Genomic DNA, 17674 nt, shown 5'->3' on the forward strand with positions numbered 1-17674 from the left:
CGGGATTGCATTGAAACATGGAGCGTTTCACCTTTTTCGTGAAATGCTCCATAGCTGCCTAATTCGACGGCCCTTTACTGATGGCTGACATGACCGCTGAACCAGCACCACGTATGGACCCGCAAGGCGCTCGCCAGAGCGCCGCGATGGCGGCTGTGCGCGTCGTCCGCCGGTTGCGCGATGCCGGCGACTGGCAGCGCGAGATGGAAACCATCCTCGAAACGCTCTGCAGCGCCATGAATTGCCAGCGCGGCATCCTGTTCAGGCTGCGCGAATTGCCCGGCCAGGGCTTCGCCCAATCGGTCGCCGCCTACTGGATCGATCCTCGCTTCGGCGGCGAACTGGCTTCGCCGACGGTGATCATGCAGTCGATCGTCGATACCGATCCGCTGCTGGAGCGGATTGGAGAGGACGAGCGGCAAGGCAAGATCTTCGCCGGCCATACGCGCGATCTCGACGGGTTCCTCAGGGCCGATTTCGAAAAGCAGCACATCAAGTCGTTCCTGTCGGTATCGGTGTTCGCGCACGGTCATCTGTGGGGCACGTTCGCGGTCAATGACTGCCTAAACGAGCGCGAATGGACCGAAGAGGAAGAGGCGACGATGCACATCATCGCGCTCGCCATCGGCGACGCCATCGAGCACTCGCCGTCCGACGCCCATGCCAGCGAAGTCATCCGCCGCACCATGCTGCAGGCGTCGCTCGACGCCATCATCGTCATCGACGAGACCGGCTCGATCATCGAATTCAATCCGGCCGCCGAAAAGATGTTCGGCTATCAGCGCAGCGACATCCTCGGCAAGGACCTGCTCGATACCGTGGTGCCGGAATATTACCGCAAGGGCTATGTCTCGGGCGCCGAATACATGTCTGGCCGCGGCGCGCCGATGGTTGGCCAACGGCTTGAGACCGTGACACAGAATGCGGCCGGCGAGGTGTTTCCCATCGAATTGACGGCGACCGAGATGCGGGTGGCTGACCGTCAGCTCATCTTCGGTTCGATCCGCGATCTGCGCGATAAGCTGCGCGCCGAAGAAGAGATCAACCGCCAGCGCGAAAAACTGCACCAGAACGAGAAGATGGCGGCGATGGGTTCACTGCTGGCCGGTGTTTCGCACGAGCTCAACAACCCGCTCGCCGTGGTCGTTGCGCAGTCGACGCTGCTGCATGAATTCGCCACCGACCCGCAGACCAAGGTTCGCGCCGAGAAAGTGCGCGCCGCTGCCGAGCGCTGCGGCCGCATCGTCAAAAGCTTCCTGTCGATGGTGCGCCTGCATCCGGCGGCGCAGGCCGAGACCGATCTCAACCAGGTGATCCGCGCCGCACTCGAAGTAACCGCCTATGGCGCACGCTCGAGCGGCATCATCATCGACACCGATTTCGCGCCCGGCCCGCTGCTGGCGATGGCCGATGCCGACCACGTCACGCAGGTGGCCGCCAATTTCCTGATCAACAGCCAACACGCTCTGGCCGGTATCGGCGGCGACCGCCTGATCAAGGTGCGGACATTCCGCAGCGATCGCGGCAACCCCGGGTTTTCGGTCGAGGACAACGGACCGGGCATTCCCGAGGCGATCCGCAGCCGCATCTTCGAATCCTATTTCACCACCAAGCCGGTCGGCGTCGGCACCGGCATCGGCCTGTCGATCTCGAAATCGATCGTCGAGCGCCACAACGGCAATATCTGGTTCGAGGAGGTGCTGCCGCGTGGCGCGCGCTTCGTCGTCCAGCTGCCGGTAATCACCGGCGGCGCGGCAGCAGCCGGCGACAGCCCGGCTCGTTCCAGCGGCTTGCGCCATGCGCTGATCATCGACGACGAACCCGACGTCGCCGGCTCCCTCTCCGACATCCTGGAACTGATGGGTATCAAGTCGCGGGTCGTGCCGGCCTGGACGTCGGCGGCGGCGACCTTGACCGGCCACATGCCGCCAGACATCGTCTTTTCCGACTTGCGCATGCCCGGCACCAGCGGCATTGCCATCTACCGCGAATTGCTCGCCGACAACCTGGCGCTGGCCAAACGCTTCGTGCTGGTCACCGGCGACCTGATCGGCGCCAAGGCCGAGATCGAAGCCTTGCCGGCGCCGCAGCGCCCGCAAATCCTGGAAAAGCCGTTCTCGACGCTGGACGTCCGCGGCGTACTCTCGGCAATAGCCGACCAGGTCGCCGCCGCCGGCTAAGTTTTCGGAAGCACCCATGTAGGGTCTATCGAGATTCGGGTCAGGCCGAGTCGAGAATGGTGGTTCCCGAGAACCGGAGCGGAGCGTACTTGAAGTACGCGAGCACCGGAAGCGCAGGGAACCTCCATGCGCAGGCCGGCCTCACCCGAATATCGATAGGCCCTAAAAAAGAGGCTCCCGACCGAGGGAAGCGGCGGGAGCCAAGAACGAGCGCGGGAGGAAGCGCTCGGGAGGTTCAGAAAACGTTGGGTGTCGTGGTCAGCGGCGCTGCGTTGGCGATCATGCGGACGGAACGCGCCTTGTGCACGCCGGACTGGGCGGCGATGACGCGCAGGCACTCCGCGCTCTCGGCGCCCCAGGCCTGACCCTGGCAGGCAAAATCGATTTCCGGCTCCGGCAGCCGGGCGGTCTTGATGGTGGTCGGCGCGCCCTGGACAACATTGGCCGGCGGGTTGAGCGAAGCAAAAGCCGGACCGGAAGCCGGTGTCAGGAACATGACGGCCAGAGCGCAGGCGCCCAGCATGGAGAACATCGCAACCGGATGGTCGCTGGCGCGCTGACGCAGTGCCAGTTTGGCGCGTCGATCGTTGCTAGTGATCTCGACTTTCGTATGCATTGCTGCTCCCCTTCGTTTTCTTATGAAACGAACCTAAGCGCGCCTGGTAACGGGCGAATGATGCGCTTGGCTTGCCCGCGTAACAGGTTTGAAACAAGAAATTCGGGCATATCCGGACAGATCCGGTCATGTGCCGACGGCAAGATGCGTTTGCGAAGCTGTTTCATCCGGGCAATCAAATGTTGACGACAGGCGGGCCGCGAACGCACCAAGCCCGCTTCCTGTCGGCCGCACTATGAACAAGCTCACACTGCGGATCGAATTTGCGGACGCCAGGTATTTTCGTCTCGGAGCGGGCCGTGTTTGCAAGCTCGGCACGGCCAAATCCGCATGCCGGACAGCTATTTCACGCCCCCGGTTAACGCCCGGATATTCCGGGATTTTCTGGCTTTCAGCTGGTCCTGTTGTGCCGACTTGAAAAGTTGTGATTTCTACAAGCCATTGCATTTCAATGTAAAATATGGTTTTATTGAATGAGTATTCAATAAAAGAAGAGCTTTTTTATGAACCCGCATCTCCGTGACGTGGCGATCCCCAATGATTGGGACCGGCGGGGTCTGCCGGGCTGGAGTTATCACTCCGACGCGCTTCTCGAACTTGAGAAGGAATACGTCTTCCGCAACCATTGGCAGATCGCCGGCCATGTCTGCGACGTGCCGAATGCCGGCGACTATCTGACTATGGACGTGGTCGGCGAGCGGGCGCTCATCGTGCGCGGCAAGGACGGCGTCGTGCGCGCCTTCAACAACATGTGCCGGCATCGCGGCAGCCGCGTCGTCGCCGACAGCCAGGGCACCTGCAAGAACGCGCTGGTCTGCCCGTTCCATGGCTGGGTCTACAATCTCGACGGCACGCTGCGCGGCGCCGCCCGGCCGCGCTCCTTCCCCGAGCTCGACAAGACCGAATTCGGCCTGATGCCGCTCGACCTTGAGATATGGATGGGCTTCATCTTTGTCCGCTTTCGCAAGGGCGGCCCGCAGCCTTCGGTGGCCGAACTGTTGAAGCCGATCGAGGCCGAGATGGCACACTACAACGTGGCCGAGATGGTGCCGTCCTGGGGCATCTGGACACAGAAAACGCCGGTCAACTGGAAGTCGGTGCGCGACGTCGACAATGAAGGCTACCACGTCGCCATGGCGCATCCGGCGCTGCAGGATCTCTACGGCTCGACCTATTTCGACGAGCCGTTCATCAACGGCGTGTCGCGCTCGTTTGCCACCTACAATCCGCATGCCGGCCGGCGCTGGAGCGTGCGCGAATACATCAAGCTCACGCCCGATGCCTCACACCTGCCGGAGCATCTGCGCAGGGCCTGGATCTATTACGGCATCTTCCCCAACAACGCGCTGTCGATCATGCCGGAATCGGTGCAGTTCTATCAGGAGTTCCCGCTGTCGACCGGCGAGACGCTGCTGCGCGGCGCCATCTACCGCTACCCCGACGAGACCCGGGAACAGGCGGCCGCCCGCTATCTCGCCTACCGCATCGACCGCGATACCATGAACGAGGACGTGCAGCTTTCCGTCTGGTCAAACGAGTCCATGATCTCGGAGGCCTTCGAGGGTTTTTATCTCTCCGACCTCGAATACGGTGTGCGCACCCACCACGACCATCTGCGCAAGCAGATCCCGGTGCTGGGCCTGGAGACGGCGCCGGAGGAGAAGGACATGTGGAACCTCAATGAGGCTATGCGCTCGCAGGTGTAGGGGCGGAACTGCCAGTCACCCCTGCCACACGCCCTCTTTGCGCAGATCGTCCATGGTCCGCGAAATGCCTTCGCGCAGGATCGCCACCATGTCGTCGATCTGCTCTCGCGTGATGATCAGCGGCGGCGACATCACGCACATGTTGATCAGCGGCCGGACCAGGAGGCCGAGTTCGTGGCAATGCGCGTCGATGCGCTTGCCGACATCCTTGTCGAGCTGCAGCGGATCCTTGCTTTCGCGGTCGGCTACGCACTCGACGCAGCCCATCAGGCCCATGCCGCGGACTTCGCCAACCAGCGGCAGTTCCTCCAGCGTCTTCAACTGCGCCTGGAAATAGGGCGCGACATCGCGCGTGTGGGCCAGCACGCTGTCTTCCAGGATATCGAGGTTCTTCAGCGCCACCGCGCAGCCGATGGGATGACTGGTATAGGTCAGGCCATGGCCGAACATCGCATCGGGATGGTTGGAACGGCGCATTTCCTGAAGCAGCCGCTCCGAGATGATGACGCCGCCAAGCGGGAAATAGCCTGATGTAACGCCCTTGGCGAAGGTGATCATGTCGGGGTCGATGCCGAAGCCATCGCCGGAGGCAAAGACATGGCCGAGCCGCCCGAAGCCGGTCACCACCTCATCGGAGATATAGAGGATATCGTTGTCCCTGCAGATTTCGCGAATGCGCTTGAGATAGCCATCCGGCGGCACGACGACGCCGCCGGATGCCTGCACCGGTTCGCCGACGAAAGCACCGATCTTCTCTGCGCCGACGCGGGCGACCGCATCGCGAAACTGATCGACCAGGAAATCGCAGAAGGCGGCGATGTCAATGCCTTTCGGCCGCCGGAACGGGTCTGGCGAGGACAGTTTGACGACCAGATCGTCGGCGCCGTCCATCCAGTCGCGGTCGCGCGGCCGGCCGTTGAGCGAGGCCGACAGATAGGTCGAGCCGTGATAGGCGCCGCCGCGGCTGAGGATCAGCTTCTTTTCCGGCCGCCCGCGCACATTGTTGTAGAACTGCATGAAGCGCAGTGCCGTCTCGACAGCCGACGATCCGCCGGTGGTGAAGAAGGTATGGCTGAGATCGCCCGGCGCATGATCGGCGAGGCGCTTGGCGAGCTCGGCCGACGGCGCATTCATCGTATACCAGGGCGTGTTGTAGGACAGCATCATCGCCTGGTCGTACATCACCCTGGCCAGCTCCTCGCGGCGGTGGCCGACATTGATGCACCACATGCCGGCCGGCCCGTCGATCAGTCGCTTGCCTGTTACATCGGTGATGTAGATGCCATCGCCCTCGCCGATCAGCGCACGCGCTTCATTGCCGACCGAGCCGGCATAAGGCCAGGGCTGGATGAGATGGCGCTTGGCCAGCTCGACCGCATCGCCACCGTCAGCCATTTCCATCGCTCTTAGGTCTCTTGCAGCCGCCATCATTGCCTCGCATCGTCTGAGCGTAATTTCACCGGACAGAAAGCGAAGCGCCAAGGGCAGGAAAGCCGGCTTTCTTCACTTCATTTTGAATGTCCGTTCAATCAATATTACAGAAATAGCGCTTGATTTCAATGCACGGATGCGCTCATGATGAAAGAAAGCCGGCAAGCTTGAGCGCAACCAGCAAAGCGCGCTCCGCAAAAATTGGGAACAGGCAGCCGGCCCGGTCGATGGGAGCATCATGGCGGAACAGTTCGAGCCAGCAACCGAGATCACGCCCGGGTCGCTGCAATGACGGTAGCTGCCGAAGGGGTGCCCACGCGGCGCATGACGCGAGCAAGGCGAAACGCCCTTCTGCAGTCCGAGTCCGTCCAGGGCCTTGCCCTGATCAGCCCGACCTTGGTCTACGCTTTGATCCTGCTGCTGGTGCCGATCCTGGTGGTCTTCGCCCACTCCTTCTGGACGCAGAACTACCTCACCATCGACCATACATTCACGCTGGAGAATTATCGCATCGCGCTGACCGAGCCGATCTACCGCGATCTGCTCTGGCGCTCGCTCTACATTTCGCTGACGGTGAGCTTTTTCACCGTCATCCTCGCCTATCCGATCGCCTATTTCATCTCGTTCCATGGCGGTCGCCACAAGAGCCTGTGGCTGTTCCTGATCACCATCCCGTTCTGGACCAGCTATCTCCTGCGCGTGATGTCATGGAAAGTCATCCTCGGCCATAATGGCGTGCTGAATTCCGGCCTGATGGGCCTCGGCATCATCGACGAACCATCGACCGCGCTACTCTACAATTCCAGCGCCGTCATCATCACGCTCACACACGCCTGGGCGGCCTTTGCCATCCTGCCGATCTTCGTTTCGCTCGAGAAGGTCGACCGCACCTTGGTCGAGGCTGCCACCGATCTTGGCGACGGCCCGCTGCGCTCCTTCCTGCGCGTGACGCTGCCGCTGTCGGCGCCGGGCGTCATCTCGGCCGCTCTCATCGTCATGATCCCCACCGTCGGCGACTACGTCACCGCAAGGCTGGTCGGCGGCAAGGATGGCGTGATGATCGCCAATGCCATCGAGTCGCAGTTTCACAAGGCCTCCAACTGGCCACTCGGCGCGGCACTGTCCGTGACCACCATGCTGGTCGTGACGCTGATGGCGGGCGCCACCGTGCTCACCATCCGCGCGCTGCAGAGGCTGGCGCAATGACGGCGAGGCGGCGCCTTTTCCCCGGCGGCTGGCTGTCCGCCTACGCCCTCCTCTACGTCGTCTTTCTCTATCTGCCGGTGATCTTCCTGCCGATCTTCTCGATCAACACCGCGCCGACGCCAAAATTTCCTCTCACCGGCTATACGCTGAAATGGTACCAAGACCTGCCGAAGACGCCGGCGCTGCTTGACGCCGCCTGGAACAGCCTGATCGTCGGTATCTCGGCATCGGTGCTGTCGACGCTGCTCGGCATCCTCGCCGCCCGCTCGATCACCCGCTACCGCTATCCCGGCCGCCGCACAATCAATGGCCTGATCATGGCGCCGCTGGTGCTGCCGGAAATCATCCTCGCCATCTCCATGCTGCTGGTCATGCTGCAGTTAGGCCTGAGCCTGTCGCTGTTCACCGTCGTGCTCGGCCATGTCCTGATCTGCATTCCCTATTCGATGACGGTGCTGACCGCCGGTTTCGAGGGCTTCGACCGCAGCCTCGAAGAAGCCTCCGCCGATCTCGGCGAGAGTGCCTTCGGCACCTTCCGGCGGGTGACGCTGCCGATGGTGGCGCCGGCGATCATTTCCAGCCTCCTGGTCTGCTTCACCATCTCGCTCGACGAGTTCGTCATCGCTTTCTTCCTGACCGGCACCGAGACGACGCTGCCGATCTATATCTGGGGCCAGTTGCGCTTTGCCGCCAAGCTGCCGGGTGTGTTGGCGCTGGGCACGCTGCTGCTGGTTGCCTCTTTCGTTTTGATGACCGTTGCCGAGATCCTGCGCCGTCATGCGGCCAGACGCACCCAGAGCGAGGGAGGCCTCTATGCCTGAGCAGTCCCGGGCCGAACGGCCTCAGGATGAGCCATCCAAGCAAGATAAGTCCGAGCGGGCCCAATCTGATCGACCCCAAACCGACCGAGCAATGATCGAAATCCGCAGCGTTACCCGCAGCTATGGGGCGTTCAAGGCGCTCGACGACGCCTCGCTGACCATCAAGGAGGGCGAATTCTTTTCGCTGCTCGGCCCTTCCGGCTGCGGCAAGACCACGCTGCTGCGCATGATTGCCGGTTTCGACAACCCGACCAGCGGCTCGATCTCGGTCGGCGGCCAGTCGATGGAAGGCATCCCCGCCAACCGCCGGCCGACCAACATGGTATTCCAGAGTTATGCCATCTTCCCGCATCTCAATGTCGAGCAGAATGTCGCCTATGGGCTGAAACGGCTCAGGCTGGGAGGAACGGAAGAAAAGCGCCGCGTCGAGGAAGCGCTGGCGCAGGTGTCGCTCACCGGCCTCGGCAAACGCCTCGCCACCGAGCTTTCCGGCGGCCAGCGCCAGCGCGTGGCGCTCGCCCGCGCCTTGGTGATGCGGCCCAAGGTGCTGCTGCTCGACGAGCCGCTGTCGGCTCTCGACAAGAAATTGCGCGAGCAGATGCAGGTCGAACTGCGCCGCCTGCAGCAGGCGGTCGGCATCACCTTCGTGCTGGTCACCCATGACCAGTATGAGGCGCTCGCTATGTCCGACCGCATCGCCGTAATGTTCGGCGGCAAGATCGCCCAGGTCGCCTCGCCCAAGGAAATCTACCAGCGGCCGGTCAACCGTCAGGTCGCCGACTTCCTCGGCGGCATGAATTTTGTAAAAGCGCAGATCGTCGAGGAGAATGCCGCCTCGCTGGTCGTCGACACGCTGGGCTTCGGCCGAGTCCGGGCCGACAAGCCGAAGGCCTTCGTGCGCAATGGCGGCGGCGCCACGCTGGGCATCAGGCCGGAGCGATTGCGCGTGCTGTGGGACAATGCGACGGCGAAATTCGAAGTGGCCGGCAAGCTGGTCGAACGCCACTATTTTGGCGAGATCACCCACCTCATCGTCGAGATACCCGGATTGGAAAAGCCACTGTCGGTCACCGAGACCAACGATTTCGGCGCCGACGATATCCCCGTCGGCACTTCGATCCGCCTCGGCTACGATCCCGAGGCCCTGGTGGCGATGGCGGACTGAGCATGATCCCGAAAAGTGGGAACCGGTTTTCGGAATAAGATCATGCTCCACTAAGAATTTTAAGTTCCGTCGCGATCTGTTTGGCTGCGATCCGCCCCATCACGATGGCGCCTTCGACATAGCCCGGGAATGACGGCGACAGTTCCGACGATGCTAAATGAACCGGGGCAGCGCCGGCACGGATCGTGCGCTCGGCATCCCGTGCCGTCACATCGACAATTAGGTCGCTGTAGGCGCCGCCGCTCCAGCGGTCATCGATCCAGTCGCGCTGGCTGAAATCGATAATGCCGGCCGCCTCCGGGCCAAGGGCATCAACGAGCCTTGCCGTGACCTCCGCACGCAGCGCCGCGTCCGCGAGCGGACGCCAATGCAAGGCCAGCGGTCCGCCGACGAAGACGACCAGCGCGGCATGTTGCGCATCCTTGCTGGCGTCACAGGCGAACAGGCCCGGCAGGTCGCGCCACATCACCATGCCGCACAGGTCGCGCTCGCGCCAGAACGGCGTGGGATAGCGCACCAGGATCTTGATCACCGCACCGCTTTCCCAGACGCCGAGCGCCTTTGCGAGCGCCGGCGGCAGAGCGGGCGCGAAATCCAGCTTCGCGGCCGTCGCCGGCGGCAGCGCGACCAGCACTTTTCGCGCTTCGATGGAGCTGCTCGCCGAGACGGCACGAACCCGTTGCGGCCCGTGCTCGATGCGCGTAACCGGCTCGTTCAGCCAAACCCTGTCGCCGAGATCTCCCGCCATGTCCTCGGCCAGCGACTGCATGGTTTCGAGCAGTGAATATTGCAGCTCGGGCACCTCGTTGGTGATGCGGCGGTCATTGTCGATGAGGTACCACAGCGGCACCTTGTCCATCGCAAGGCACCACAGGCCTTCGATCATCGAGCGGAAAGCCGTCTTCGCGTCAGTGGGATCAGGCTGGCGTTCGAGCCAGGCGGCAGCGCTCATGCCGGCGATCGAGGGATCGTCCGGCTCGATCGCATTCATCCGCTCGCGGATCGCCATCGCGCCATGATAGGTCCGTTCGGCCTCTTCGACCGACAGCGATGGATGGGTGATGAAATCGCCATTCACATAGGTTTCGACGAAGGCCTTGCCACGGGACGCGGCCAGCGCCGTGACCTCCGGCATGTCTTCGCAGAAAAACTGTCCGCCGCTGTCGATGCGCTCGCCAAGCCCGTTGCGAATAGCCTCGACCCTGCCGCCGACCCGGTCGCGTGCTTCGAGCAGCACGACATCGATGCCGGCCTTTCTCAGCTCAAGCGCAGCCGACAGGCCGGTGAAACCGGCGCCGACGATGACGACATCGGTTCTTTCAGTCCTGTCGCTCAATAGCCGGCCTTGATCTTCTCGAATTCCGTGACCATGCGCTGCTTGAGCTCAGGCGGCACCGGCTGCTGGAACAGCGTCTTGTCCAAGAACTTGTCGAGATTGTCGAAGCCACGGTCGCTCAGCACCTGATGGTCGATCGCGGCCATCCCGGCGCTATTACCGTGGCCGTAGCCGAAGGTCTTGACCAAGTAATCGGACACGGCATGCGCGTTGACCGCACTGAGGAAATCATAGGCCTGATCGAGCTTGCCCGGCGCATCCTTCATCAGCACATAGCCGCACACCCAGGTGGATATGCCTTCCCTGGTGTCGCGGTTCATGGCGATCGGCATGCCTTGGCCCTTGAGCGTCACGAAGGTCTCATTCCAGCCCCAGACGAGGTCGACCTCATTGCCGGTAAAGGCCTGGTTGAGGTCGGTGTCGTCGGTCCAGTAAAAGCGGATGTTCTTGTGGACGTCACGCAGGAAGGCGGACGCCTCCTGGAACTGCTTGTCGGTCATCTTGGTCCAGTCCTTGAGGCCGATGACCAGGCTGGCCAGCGCATAGGCGTCATCGACATTGTCGCCGATGGTGACGCGGCCCTTGAATTTGGGATCGGCGAAAATCTTCAGCGACTGCGCTTCCTCCGCCGTGACCTTGTCGGTGCGGTAGAGCAGCGAAGTGTTGCCCCAGTCGAACGGCATGAACCAGGCCTTGCCGTCGGCGGTGACGGCGAGATCCTTCATCGCCATGATGCCGGGATTGAGATCCTTCCAGCCGGCGATCCGCGAGGTGTCGAGCGGTTGCAGAATGCCGGCCGCGCGCCACTTGGTCACGCTTTGCGAGCAGGGGTGGGCGATGTCGGCCTTGAAGCCGGCGCGCATCTTCTGGAACGCTTCCTCCTCGTCGCCGAAGAAAGCAAAGGTCGGCTCGGCGCCGTATTTGGCGGTGTAGTCGGGGTGCAGCAACGGATCTTCATAGCCTGACCAGTCGAACACGACGAGGTCGCCGCCGCCTTCGGCATAAGCAAGCACGGCGCCGGCGCCGACTGTAAGAGCAGCGGCAAGGGCGAGGCGGCGAAGCATGGAATTCATGGCGCGAAACTCCTCATCGCGAAAAGCGGCCGGGCGACGTTACGGAATTTCAGCGGCCTTGGCGAGACCGTCTGCCCGGCGCACTGACAGGCAGACGGAGGAGGCCGGACAGAGCTTTAGTAGCCTGCCTTGATCTTCTCGAATTCGGCGATCATCTTGAGCTTGAGCGACGACGGCACGGGCGATTGGAACAGGGTCTTGTCGACGAATTTCTGCACGTCGTCATAGCCCTTTTCTTTCAGGATCGCCGGGTCGACGCCGGCCATGCCCTTGGCGTTGGCCTGGCCATAACCCCAGTCCTTGACCAGCACCTTGGCGGTCTCGGGATCGTTGATCGCGTTGAGGTAGTCATAGGCCTTGTCGACATTGCCGGGTGCGTCCTTGAACAGCACGTAGCCGCAGACCCAGGTCGAGATGCCTTCGTCCGTATCCTTCTTGGACTTGATCGGCACACCGGCAGCGACGGATTGTACCGTGGCATCGTTCCATGCCCAGGCGAGATCGACCTCGCCGCCGCTCAGCAACTGCACGACGTCGGTGGTATCGGTCCAGTAGGAGCGGACATTCTTGTGCACCTGACGCAGGAAGTCGGAAGCCTGCTTGAACTGGTTGTCCGTCATCTTGGTCCAGTCCTTGAGCCCGATGGCAAGGTTGGCCAGCGCATAGGCGTCGTCGACATTGTCGCCGATTGAGACCCGCCCCTTGAACTTGGGATCGGCGAAGGCCTTCAGCGACTGCACATCCTTCGCGTCGATCTTGTCGGAGTTGTAGGTGAGCTGGGTGTTGCCCCAGTCCCACGGCATGAACCAGGCCTTGCCGTCCGACGTGGTGGCCAGATCCTTCATCGCCATGATGCCGGGATTGAGATCCTTCCAGCCGGTGATCTTCGAGGTGTCGAGCGGCTGCAGCAGCCCCGCCTCACGCCACTTTGTCACGCTCTGCGAGCAGGGATGGCCAAGATCGGCCTTGAAACCGGAGCGCACTTTCTCGAAGGCTTCGTCCTCGTCGCCGAAGAAGGCGAAGGTCGGCGAGTCGCCGTTCTTCTCGACATATCTGGGGTGGAAGCTCGGGTCCTCATAGCCGGACCAGTCGAACACGATCAGGTCCTTGTCGGCGGCGACCGCAAGCGCGGCGGCCGAAGCCGCCAGCGTCGCCGTCAGCGCCAATGTCAGTGTCAGGCGTCGGGTTATTCTTTTCATGCTGTTCCATCCTCTTTGTCATTGCATTGCCGACTCGACTGGCCGGCTTCTGGTTATCCGTAGTGCTTCGGAAAGGCGGCCGACAGGAATTCGTTTGCCGCCTGTAGCGCGCTCTCACGGGTGACGTCCTCGGTCCCCATCATCAGCCGCAGCCACAAGCCCTCCAGCATGGCGCTGAGCGCCAGCGCCATGACCTGCGGCTCATAGCCATAACCACCGCCCTGCTTGAGCGTGGCACAGAGGTCGATGAAGATCTTCTGGTAGGCCGCGTCGCGCGCGCCGCACAGCGCCTGGTAGGTCGGCCGCGACTTGGCCTCGCCCCAGAACGCGCACCACGCCGCGAGCTTGCGCTTGTTGCAGATCGAACGGTCGAAATCGGCGGCGACCAGCGCCCGCAGCTGCCGGGCTGGATCCTCGCCGGCCTTGGTCAGCGCGACGCGCCAATGCGCCGCATATTCGTCGGCCATATAGGCCAGGGTGGCGACGAGCAGCTTCTCCTTGCTCTCGAAATGGAAGTTGACGATGCCGCGCGACAGGCCGGCGCCGTCAGCGACATCGGCCATCGTCGTTTCCGAATAACCGCGCTTGGCCAGCGAATCGATGGTCGCTTCGATCAGCTGCTGTTGCCTGACCTCCTTCGACGCCTTGCGGCCGCGTTTTTCCGGCTCGGTTTTTCCAGACGTGTCGGAGGATCGCTCTTCGCGCGCTGCAGCTTTCATCGGTGCCGTCATGCTCCACATTGCCGGCTATCCCACCACAGCCGGCTTCCACCCGCGAAGATGAGTGGGACGGTGCTCGCCACTGTCAAGCACCTTCTGCATGGCTTCCCAGGTCTTGATGTTCTTGTCGATATAGGCCGCTCCGACCGCGACTGCCGCCGTCTCGTAGAGCGGGCCTTTCAGCCTTTCCAGCTCGCCGCGTGCGACCTCGCGGTACCAAGAATTGCGGTCCTTCACAGTGACATCGGCAAAGCCGGCGCTGCGCATCGCTTGCGCATAGCGTGCCGGCGAGGCCATGGCGAAGGACAGGCCTTCGGCCGCGACATAGGCCTTCATCTCAGATGACGGCTCGCCGTCATGGCCGATCAGCCAGTCGGAGGCGGCAAGGACGCCGCCCGGCTTCAGCACGCGGAAGATTTCCGCAAACAGCGCGTCCTTGTCGGACACGTGCACCAGCGCATCCTTGGAGAAGACGACATCGAACGAAGCGTCGGCAAAAGGCAGCGGCCCCGGCGGCGCCTGGACGAAGCTGGCGCGGTCTGAAAGCCCTCGTGCAGCGGCATGCTTTCTGGCCGCCTCGATCACCGGCCGCTCGATGTCGAAGCCGGTGGCATGAGCAGCACCGTGGCGCTCCACCAGATGCAGCGCGATGCCGCCGGAGCCGCAGCCGATGTCGAGGATCGTCTTGCCCCTGAGCGACAGCCCTTCGACCACCCGGTCGACCTCGTCTGGTCCGCCCGGCGACAGATAGCCCTCGCCCCACAGCGCCTCGAGGAAGCGGATCGCGGCGTCGTCATATTCCGGCTCGCCATCTGCCGTTTCGATCATCAGACCTTAAGTCCCGTCAGCCGAATTGCGCAGGTTCGAATGCCGGCAAAGCGTAGCGTATTAACAGGAAAACGCAATATTATTTGTTGAACATTCATTCAGAATGGCTGGACAGAATAGCCGCTGCCGTGCCAAATTCCGCGCATTCGGCGACAAATCACGCGAAAATGAAGGGTCGAGCACCATGAAGGCTGGGCGCGAATGAAAGCTTGGGATGCGATCGTCATCGGCGGCGGGCACAACGGCCTGGTCAACGCCTGCTATTTGCAACGCGCCGGGCTCGACGTGCTGGTGGTGGAAAAGAACGACTGGGTCGGCGGCGCCGCCACCAGCCGCGAGCTGACGCCGGGCTTCCTCTACTCCAACTGCTCCTATGTCTGCTCGCTGTTTCGCCCCGAGATCATGCGCGACCTCGAACTGCCGCGTTTCGGCTTGCAGGTTATTTCCTATGAAGGCGGCGCCGTGTTCACCCGCGACGGCGACTACCTCGCCAACTACCGTGACCACGATGCGCACCGGCGCGAATTCGCCCGCTTCTCCAGGCGCGACGCGGAGGCCTATGACCGCTATTCGCGCGACGTGACGCGGCAGTGCCGTTTCATCCAGCCGCTGCTGATGCGCACCGCACCGGACCCGGCCAGTCTCAAGCCGCGCGACCTCGGAGAGCTTCTCTATCTCGGCAAGAAATTCGTCGGCCTGTCATCAGAAGAAATGGCGCTGACGCTGCGCTTCTGGACCATGTCGATCTCGGAATTCCTCGACGAATATTTTGAGACCGATGTCATCAAGGCGAACTTCGCTTTGTCCGGCATTATCGGTACCGCGCTCGGGCCGATGTCGCCCGGCACAGCCTACGTGCTGCTGCACCATTATATGGGTGAGGTCGACGGCTCGGTCGGCGCCTGGGGCTATGCGCGCGGCGGCATGGGCGCCGTCACCAAGGCGCTCGCCGCTTCATTCAAGGCGTCCGGCGGCGCTATCCGCACCGGCGCCGAGGTCGACCATGTGCTGGTGAGCCGAGGCAAGGCCAAGGGCGTGGTGCTGGCCGGCGGCGAGGAGGTCTACGGCAAGCTCGTCGTCTCCAACGCCGACGTCAAACGCACATTCCTGAAACTGGTCGAGGAGAAGGAACTGCCCGACATTTTCCTGCGGCGGGTCAGGAACTTCAAGATCCGCGGCTCCTCCGGCAAGGTCAACATCGCGCTGGATTCTCTGCCGGAATTCCCGGCACTGCCGAAGGATTCACCCGTTTATCGCGGCGACATGCATTTCACCGATTCCATGGAGCGCATGGAGCGCGCCTATGACGACTGGAAGGCCGGTCGCTGGTCGGCCGACCCATTCCTCGACATGGTCATCCCAACGACGCTCGACCCGACCATGGCGCCGCCGGGCAAGCATTTCATGAGCTGCTTCGTGCAGTACGCACCGCCCAAGGTGAACGGCCGCGACTGGACCGATGCCGACCGCGACGGTTTCGCCGAAAGCGTAGTTGCGCAGATCGCCGAATACTCGCCAGGCTTCCGCGACCGCATCGTCCATATGGAGGTGCGCACGCCGCGCGAGATCGAAGCCGAGGTCGGCCTCACCGAAGGCAACATTTTCCAGGGCGAGCTGACCTTCGACCAGCTGCTGTTCAACCGCCCGGTGCCGGGCTACGCACAATACCGCTCGCCGGTCGGCGGGCTCTATATGTGCGGCTCCTCGACACATCCCGGCGGCGGCGTCATGGGCGCACCCGGCCGCAATGCGGCAGCCGAGATCCTGCGCGACCTCGCCAAATCGACCTCCCATATGAGCCCGGCCCATGACGTCATTTGATGCCATCATCATAGGCGGCGGCCATAACGGCCTTGTCGCTGCCGCCACTCTGGCGAAAGCCGGCCGCAAGGTGCTGGTGCTGGAAGCGGCCGGCGATGTCGGCGGCGCGGCGCGCACCGAAGAGTTTGCGCCGGGTTTTCGGGTCTCCTCGATCGCGCATGTGCTGAACCGCCTGCACCCCGACGTGGTGAAGACATTGGAGCTGGAGAAACACGGGCTGCAGGTCACCCGCGCAGACTTCATTCCGTCGGTCGCCTTGGCGAGGGACGGCCCGCCGCTTGTCCTGCATGGCGCCTATGGCGAAGTGCTGACCGGCTCCACTCCGTCCGAGCAGTCCGCCTGGAAGGAATTGCGCGCGCAACTCATGCGCTATGCCGGCATCCTGAAACCGTTCCTGTCGCGGCGCCCGCCCGATCTCGGTGGCATGTCGCTGCTTGAAACCGCAGCGCTCGGCCAGACGGCCGTGGCGCTGAAAAAGCTCGGCAAGGAAGACATGCGCGACTTCCTGCGCGTTCTCCTGATGAACGTCGCCGACCTGCTCGACGAGCAGCTTGCCGATATCAGGCTGAAGGGCCTGCTTGCCTTCGACGCCACGCTTGGTAGCCACCTCGGCCCGCGTTCGCCGACCTCCCTGCTCGGCCTCTACTATCGGCTGGCCGGCGAGACCGGCGGCAAAACCGGCGCGCAGATGCTGCCGAAAGGTGGGATGGGTGCAGTCGTCGCCACGATCCGCGCGGCGGCGGAGAAAGCCGGCGTCACCGTCCGCACGGCAGCGCCCGCGGCCAGGATAGTCGTCGAGAAAGGCCGCGCCCTCGGCGTGACGCTCGACGGCGGCGAGGTGCTTCACGCCAGAACGATCGTTTCCGCCATCAACCCGGCGACCACAATGCTCGATCTCGTCGGCCCGCGCGAGATCGACACGGGTTTCGTGCGCAAGGTAAAGAACATCCGCATGAGGGGCGACGCGGCGAAGCTCCATCTGGCGCTCGATCGGCCACCGCAATTTTCCGGCGTCGACGCCGATAATCACAAGGGCCGTCTGGTTATCGCGCCCTCGCCCGACCATGTCGAGCGCGCCTTCAACCCGTCGAAATATGGCGAGTTCTCAGCCGAACCGGTGATGGAGATCACACTGCCGTCGCTCTCCGACCCGTCGCTCGCGCCAAGCGGCGCCTGTGTACTGTCGGCTGTCGTGCAATACGCGCCTTATGCGCTGAAAGAGGGTTGGGACGCCGGCAAGCCGAAATTCCTCAGAGCTGTTATGGCGCAACTCGAAGCCTACGCCCCCGGTATCGGCAAGTCCGTGCTGCATGCCGAGCTTTTGACGCCAGCCGATATCGAAGCCAACTACCGCATGCCGGGGGGCCATTGGCACCACGGCGAATTGCAGGCCGACCAGATGTTGATGTCGCGGCCGGTCTCCGGCTGGTCGGGCTACGACACGCCGATCGAGGGGCTGTTCCTGGCCGGCGCCGGTTCGCATCCAGGCGGCGGCGTTTCGGGTGCTCCCGGTTTGAATGCGGCGCGGCGCACCATCGCGATGAAGGGATGATCGGATGTTTCAGCCAGTCAA

14 protein-coding genes are annotated in these 17674 nt (G+C 62.9%); 7 read left to right on the plus strand and 7 right to left on the minus strand.

Annotated features, from left to right (window positions below; translation table 11 throughout):
* The first annotated feature begins 89 nt into the window (after positions 1-89).
* The gene (locus X757_RS142330) at positions 90-2180 is read left to right on the plus strand and encodes a hybrid sensor histidine kinase/response regulator (protein WP_023670065.1); all 2091 of its coding nucleotides are present in this window, start codon (positions 90-92) and stop codon (positions 2178-2180) included.
* A 235-nt stretch (positions 2181-2415) separates the two neighbouring features.
* On the opposite strand, the gene X757_RS142325 is transcribed toward X757_RS142330, so the two are convergent.
* On the minus strand, positions 2416-2796 hold the full coding sequence (locus tag X757_RS142325; protein WP_023727276.1) for a hypothetical protein: 381 nt from the start codon (positions 2794-2796) through the stop codon (positions 2416-2418).
* 503 nt (positions 2797-3299) lie between these two features.
* Here X757_RS142325 and X757_RS142320 point away from each other — a divergent pair.
* The gene (locus X757_RS142320) at positions 3300-4502 is read left to right on the plus strand and encodes an SRPBCC family protein (protein ID WP_023696407.1); all 1203 of its coding nucleotides are present in this window, start codon (positions 3300-3302) and stop codon (positions 4500-4502) included.
* A gap of 15 nt (positions 4503-4517) precedes the next feature.
* Here the strand turns inward: X757_RS142320 and X757_RS142315 are convergent, their stop codons facing one another.
* Complete coding sequence (locus X757_RS142315; protein WP_023701365.1) at positions 4518-5930, minus strand: aminotransferase; 1413 nt, start codon at positions 5928-5930, stop codon at positions 4518-4520.
* 291 nt (positions 5931-6221) lie between these two features.
* Between X757_RS142315 and X757_RS142310 the strand changes: the two genes are divergently transcribed.
* The 3 genes from X757_RS142310 to X757_RS142300 all read left to right on the plus strand — a co-directional run bounded on the left by X757_RS142310 (position 6222) and on the right by X757_RS142300 (position 9125).
* Positions 6222-7139, plus strand: a complete 918-nt coding sequence (locus X757_RS142310) for an ABC transporter permease (protein ID WP_023727277.1) — start codon at positions 6222-6224, stop codon at positions 7137-7139.
* Positions 7136-7960, plus strand: coding sequence for an ABC transporter permease (locus tag X757_RS142305; RefSeq protein ID WP_023690125.1), 825 nt, complete (start codon positions 7136-7138; stop codon positions 7958-7960). Before X757_RS142310 ends, X757_RS142305 begins: the two co-directional genes overlap by 4 nt.
* 91 nt (positions 7961-8051) lie before the next feature.
* Entirely contained in the window at positions 8052-9125 is a 1074-nt protein-coding gene (locus tag X757_RS142300) for an ABC transporter ATP-binding protein (protein ID WP_023727278.1), read from the plus strand.
* A gap of 40 nt (positions 9126-9165) precedes the next feature.
* Here X757_RS142300 and X757_RS142295 read toward each other — a convergent pair whose 3' ends face one another.
* The 5 genes from X757_RS142295 to X757_RS142275 form a co-directional block, all read right to left on the minus strand.
* Positions 9166-10461 carry a flavin monoamine oxidase family protein gene (locus tag X757_RS142295; protein WP_023727279.1) on the minus strand — a complete coding sequence of 432 codons (1296 nt, stop codon included), beginning with the start codon at positions 10459-10461 and terminating at the stop codon, positions 9166-9168.
* Positions 10458-11534: an extracellular solute-binding protein gene (locus tag X757_RS142290; protein ID WP_023727280.1), complete on the minus strand. Its 1077-nt coding sequence runs from the start codon at positions 11532-11534 to the stop codon at positions 10458-10460. Before X757_RS142290 ends, X757_RS142295 begins: the two co-directional genes overlap by 4 nt.
* A gap of 116 nt (positions 11535-11650) precedes the next feature.
* On the minus strand, positions 11651-12733 hold the full coding sequence (locus X757_RS142285) for an ABC transporter substrate-binding protein (RefSeq protein WP_023727281.1): 1083 nt from the start codon (positions 12731-12733) through the stop codon (positions 11651-11653).
* 53 nt (positions 12734-12786) lie between these two features.
* Complete coding sequence (betI, locus tag X757_RS142280; protein WP_023727282.1) at positions 12787-13452, minus strand: transcriptional regulator BetI; 666 nt, start codon at positions 13450-13452, stop codon at positions 12787-12789.
* A 27-nt stretch (positions 13453-13479) separates the two neighbouring features.
* The gene (locus X757_RS142275) at positions 13480-14280 is read right to left on the minus strand and encodes a class I SAM-dependent methyltransferase (protein WP_023727283.1); all 801 of its coding nucleotides are present in this window, start codon (positions 14278-14280) and stop codon (positions 13480-13482) included.
* A 201-nt stretch (positions 14281-14481) separates the two neighbouring features.
* Here X757_RS142275 and X757_RS142270 point away from each other — a divergent pair, with 201 nt between their 5' ends.
* Both X757_RS142270 and X757_RS142265 read left to right on the plus strand, forming a co-directional pair.
* The gene (locus tag X757_RS142270; protein WP_023670078.1) at positions 14482-16101 is read left to right on the plus strand and encodes an NAD(P)/FAD-dependent oxidoreductase; all 1620 of its coding nucleotides are present in this window, start codon (positions 14482-14484) and stop codon (positions 16099-16101) included.
* Complete coding sequence (locus tag X757_RS142265) at positions 16088-17653, plus strand: NAD(P)/FAD-dependent oxidoreductase (protein ID WP_023727284.1); 1566 nt, start codon at positions 16088-16090, stop codon at positions 17651-17653. Before X757_RS142270 ends, X757_RS142265 begins: the two co-directional genes overlap by 14 nt.
* Positions 17654-17674: the final 21 nt, after the last annotated feature.

Origin of the sequence: Mesorhizobium sp. LSHC412B00 (assembly GCF_000503035.1) — a bacterium.
In the GTDB taxonomy this organism is placed as follows: Bacteria; Pseudomonadota; Alphaproteobacteria; order Rhizobiales; family Rhizobiaceae; genus Mesorhizobium.

What these genes read in the sequence shown, in the direction of transcription:
- X757_RS142270 (WP_023670078.1), top strand. Translation starts at nt 14,482, where the DNA reads ATGAAAGCTTGGGATGCGATCGTCATCGGCGGCGGGCACAACGGCCTG.
- X757_RS142265 (WP_023727284.1), top strand. Translation starts at nt 16,088, where the DNA reads ATGACGTCATTTGATGCCATCATCATAGGCGGCGGCCATAACGGCCTT.
- X757_RS142305 (WP_023690125.1), top strand. Translation starts at nt 7,136, where the DNA reads ATGACGGCGAGGCGGCGCCTTTTCCCCGGCGGCTGGCTGTCCGCCTAC.
- X757_RS142315 (WP_023701365.1), bottom strand. Translation starts at nt 5,930, where the DNA reads ATGGCGGCTGCAAGAGACCTAAGAGCGATGGAAATGGCTGACGGTGGC.
- X757_RS142310 (WP_023727277.1), top strand. Translation starts at nt 6,222, where the DNA reads ATGACGGTAGCTGCCGAAGGGGTGCCCACGCGGCGCATGACGCGAGCA.
- X757_RS142290 (WP_023727280.1), bottom strand. Translation starts at nt 11,534, where the DNA reads ATGAATTCCATGCTTCGCCGCCTCGCCCTTGCCGCTGCTCTTACAGTC.
- X757_RS142330 (WP_023670065.1), top strand. Translation starts at nt 90, where the DNA reads ATGACCGCTGAACCAGCACCACGTATGGACCCGCAAGGCGCTCGCCAG.
- betI (WP_023727282.1), bottom strand. Translation starts at nt 13,452, where the DNA reads ATGAAAGCTGCAGCGCGCGAAGAGCGATCCTCCGACACGTCTGGAAAA.
- X757_RS142275 (WP_023727283.1), bottom strand. Translation starts at nt 14,280, where the DNA reads ATGATCGAAACGGCAGATGGCGAGCCGGAATATGACGACGCCGCGATC.
- X757_RS142320 (WP_023696407.1), top strand. Translation starts at nt 3,300, where the DNA reads ATGAACCCGCATCTCCGTGACGTGGCGATCCCCAATGATTGGGACCGG.
- X757_RS142300 (WP_023727278.1), top strand. Translation starts at nt 8,052, where the DNA reads ATGATCGAAATCCGCAGCGTTACCCGCAGCTATGGGGCGTTCAAGGCG.
- X757_RS142325 (WP_023727276.1), bottom strand. Translation starts at nt 2,796, where the DNA reads ATGCATACGAAAGTCGAGATCACTAGCAACGATCGACGCGCCAAACTG.
- X757_RS142285 (WP_023727281.1), bottom strand. Translation starts at nt 12,733, where the DNA reads ATGAAAAGAATAACCCGACGCCTGACACTGACATTGGCGCTGACGGCG.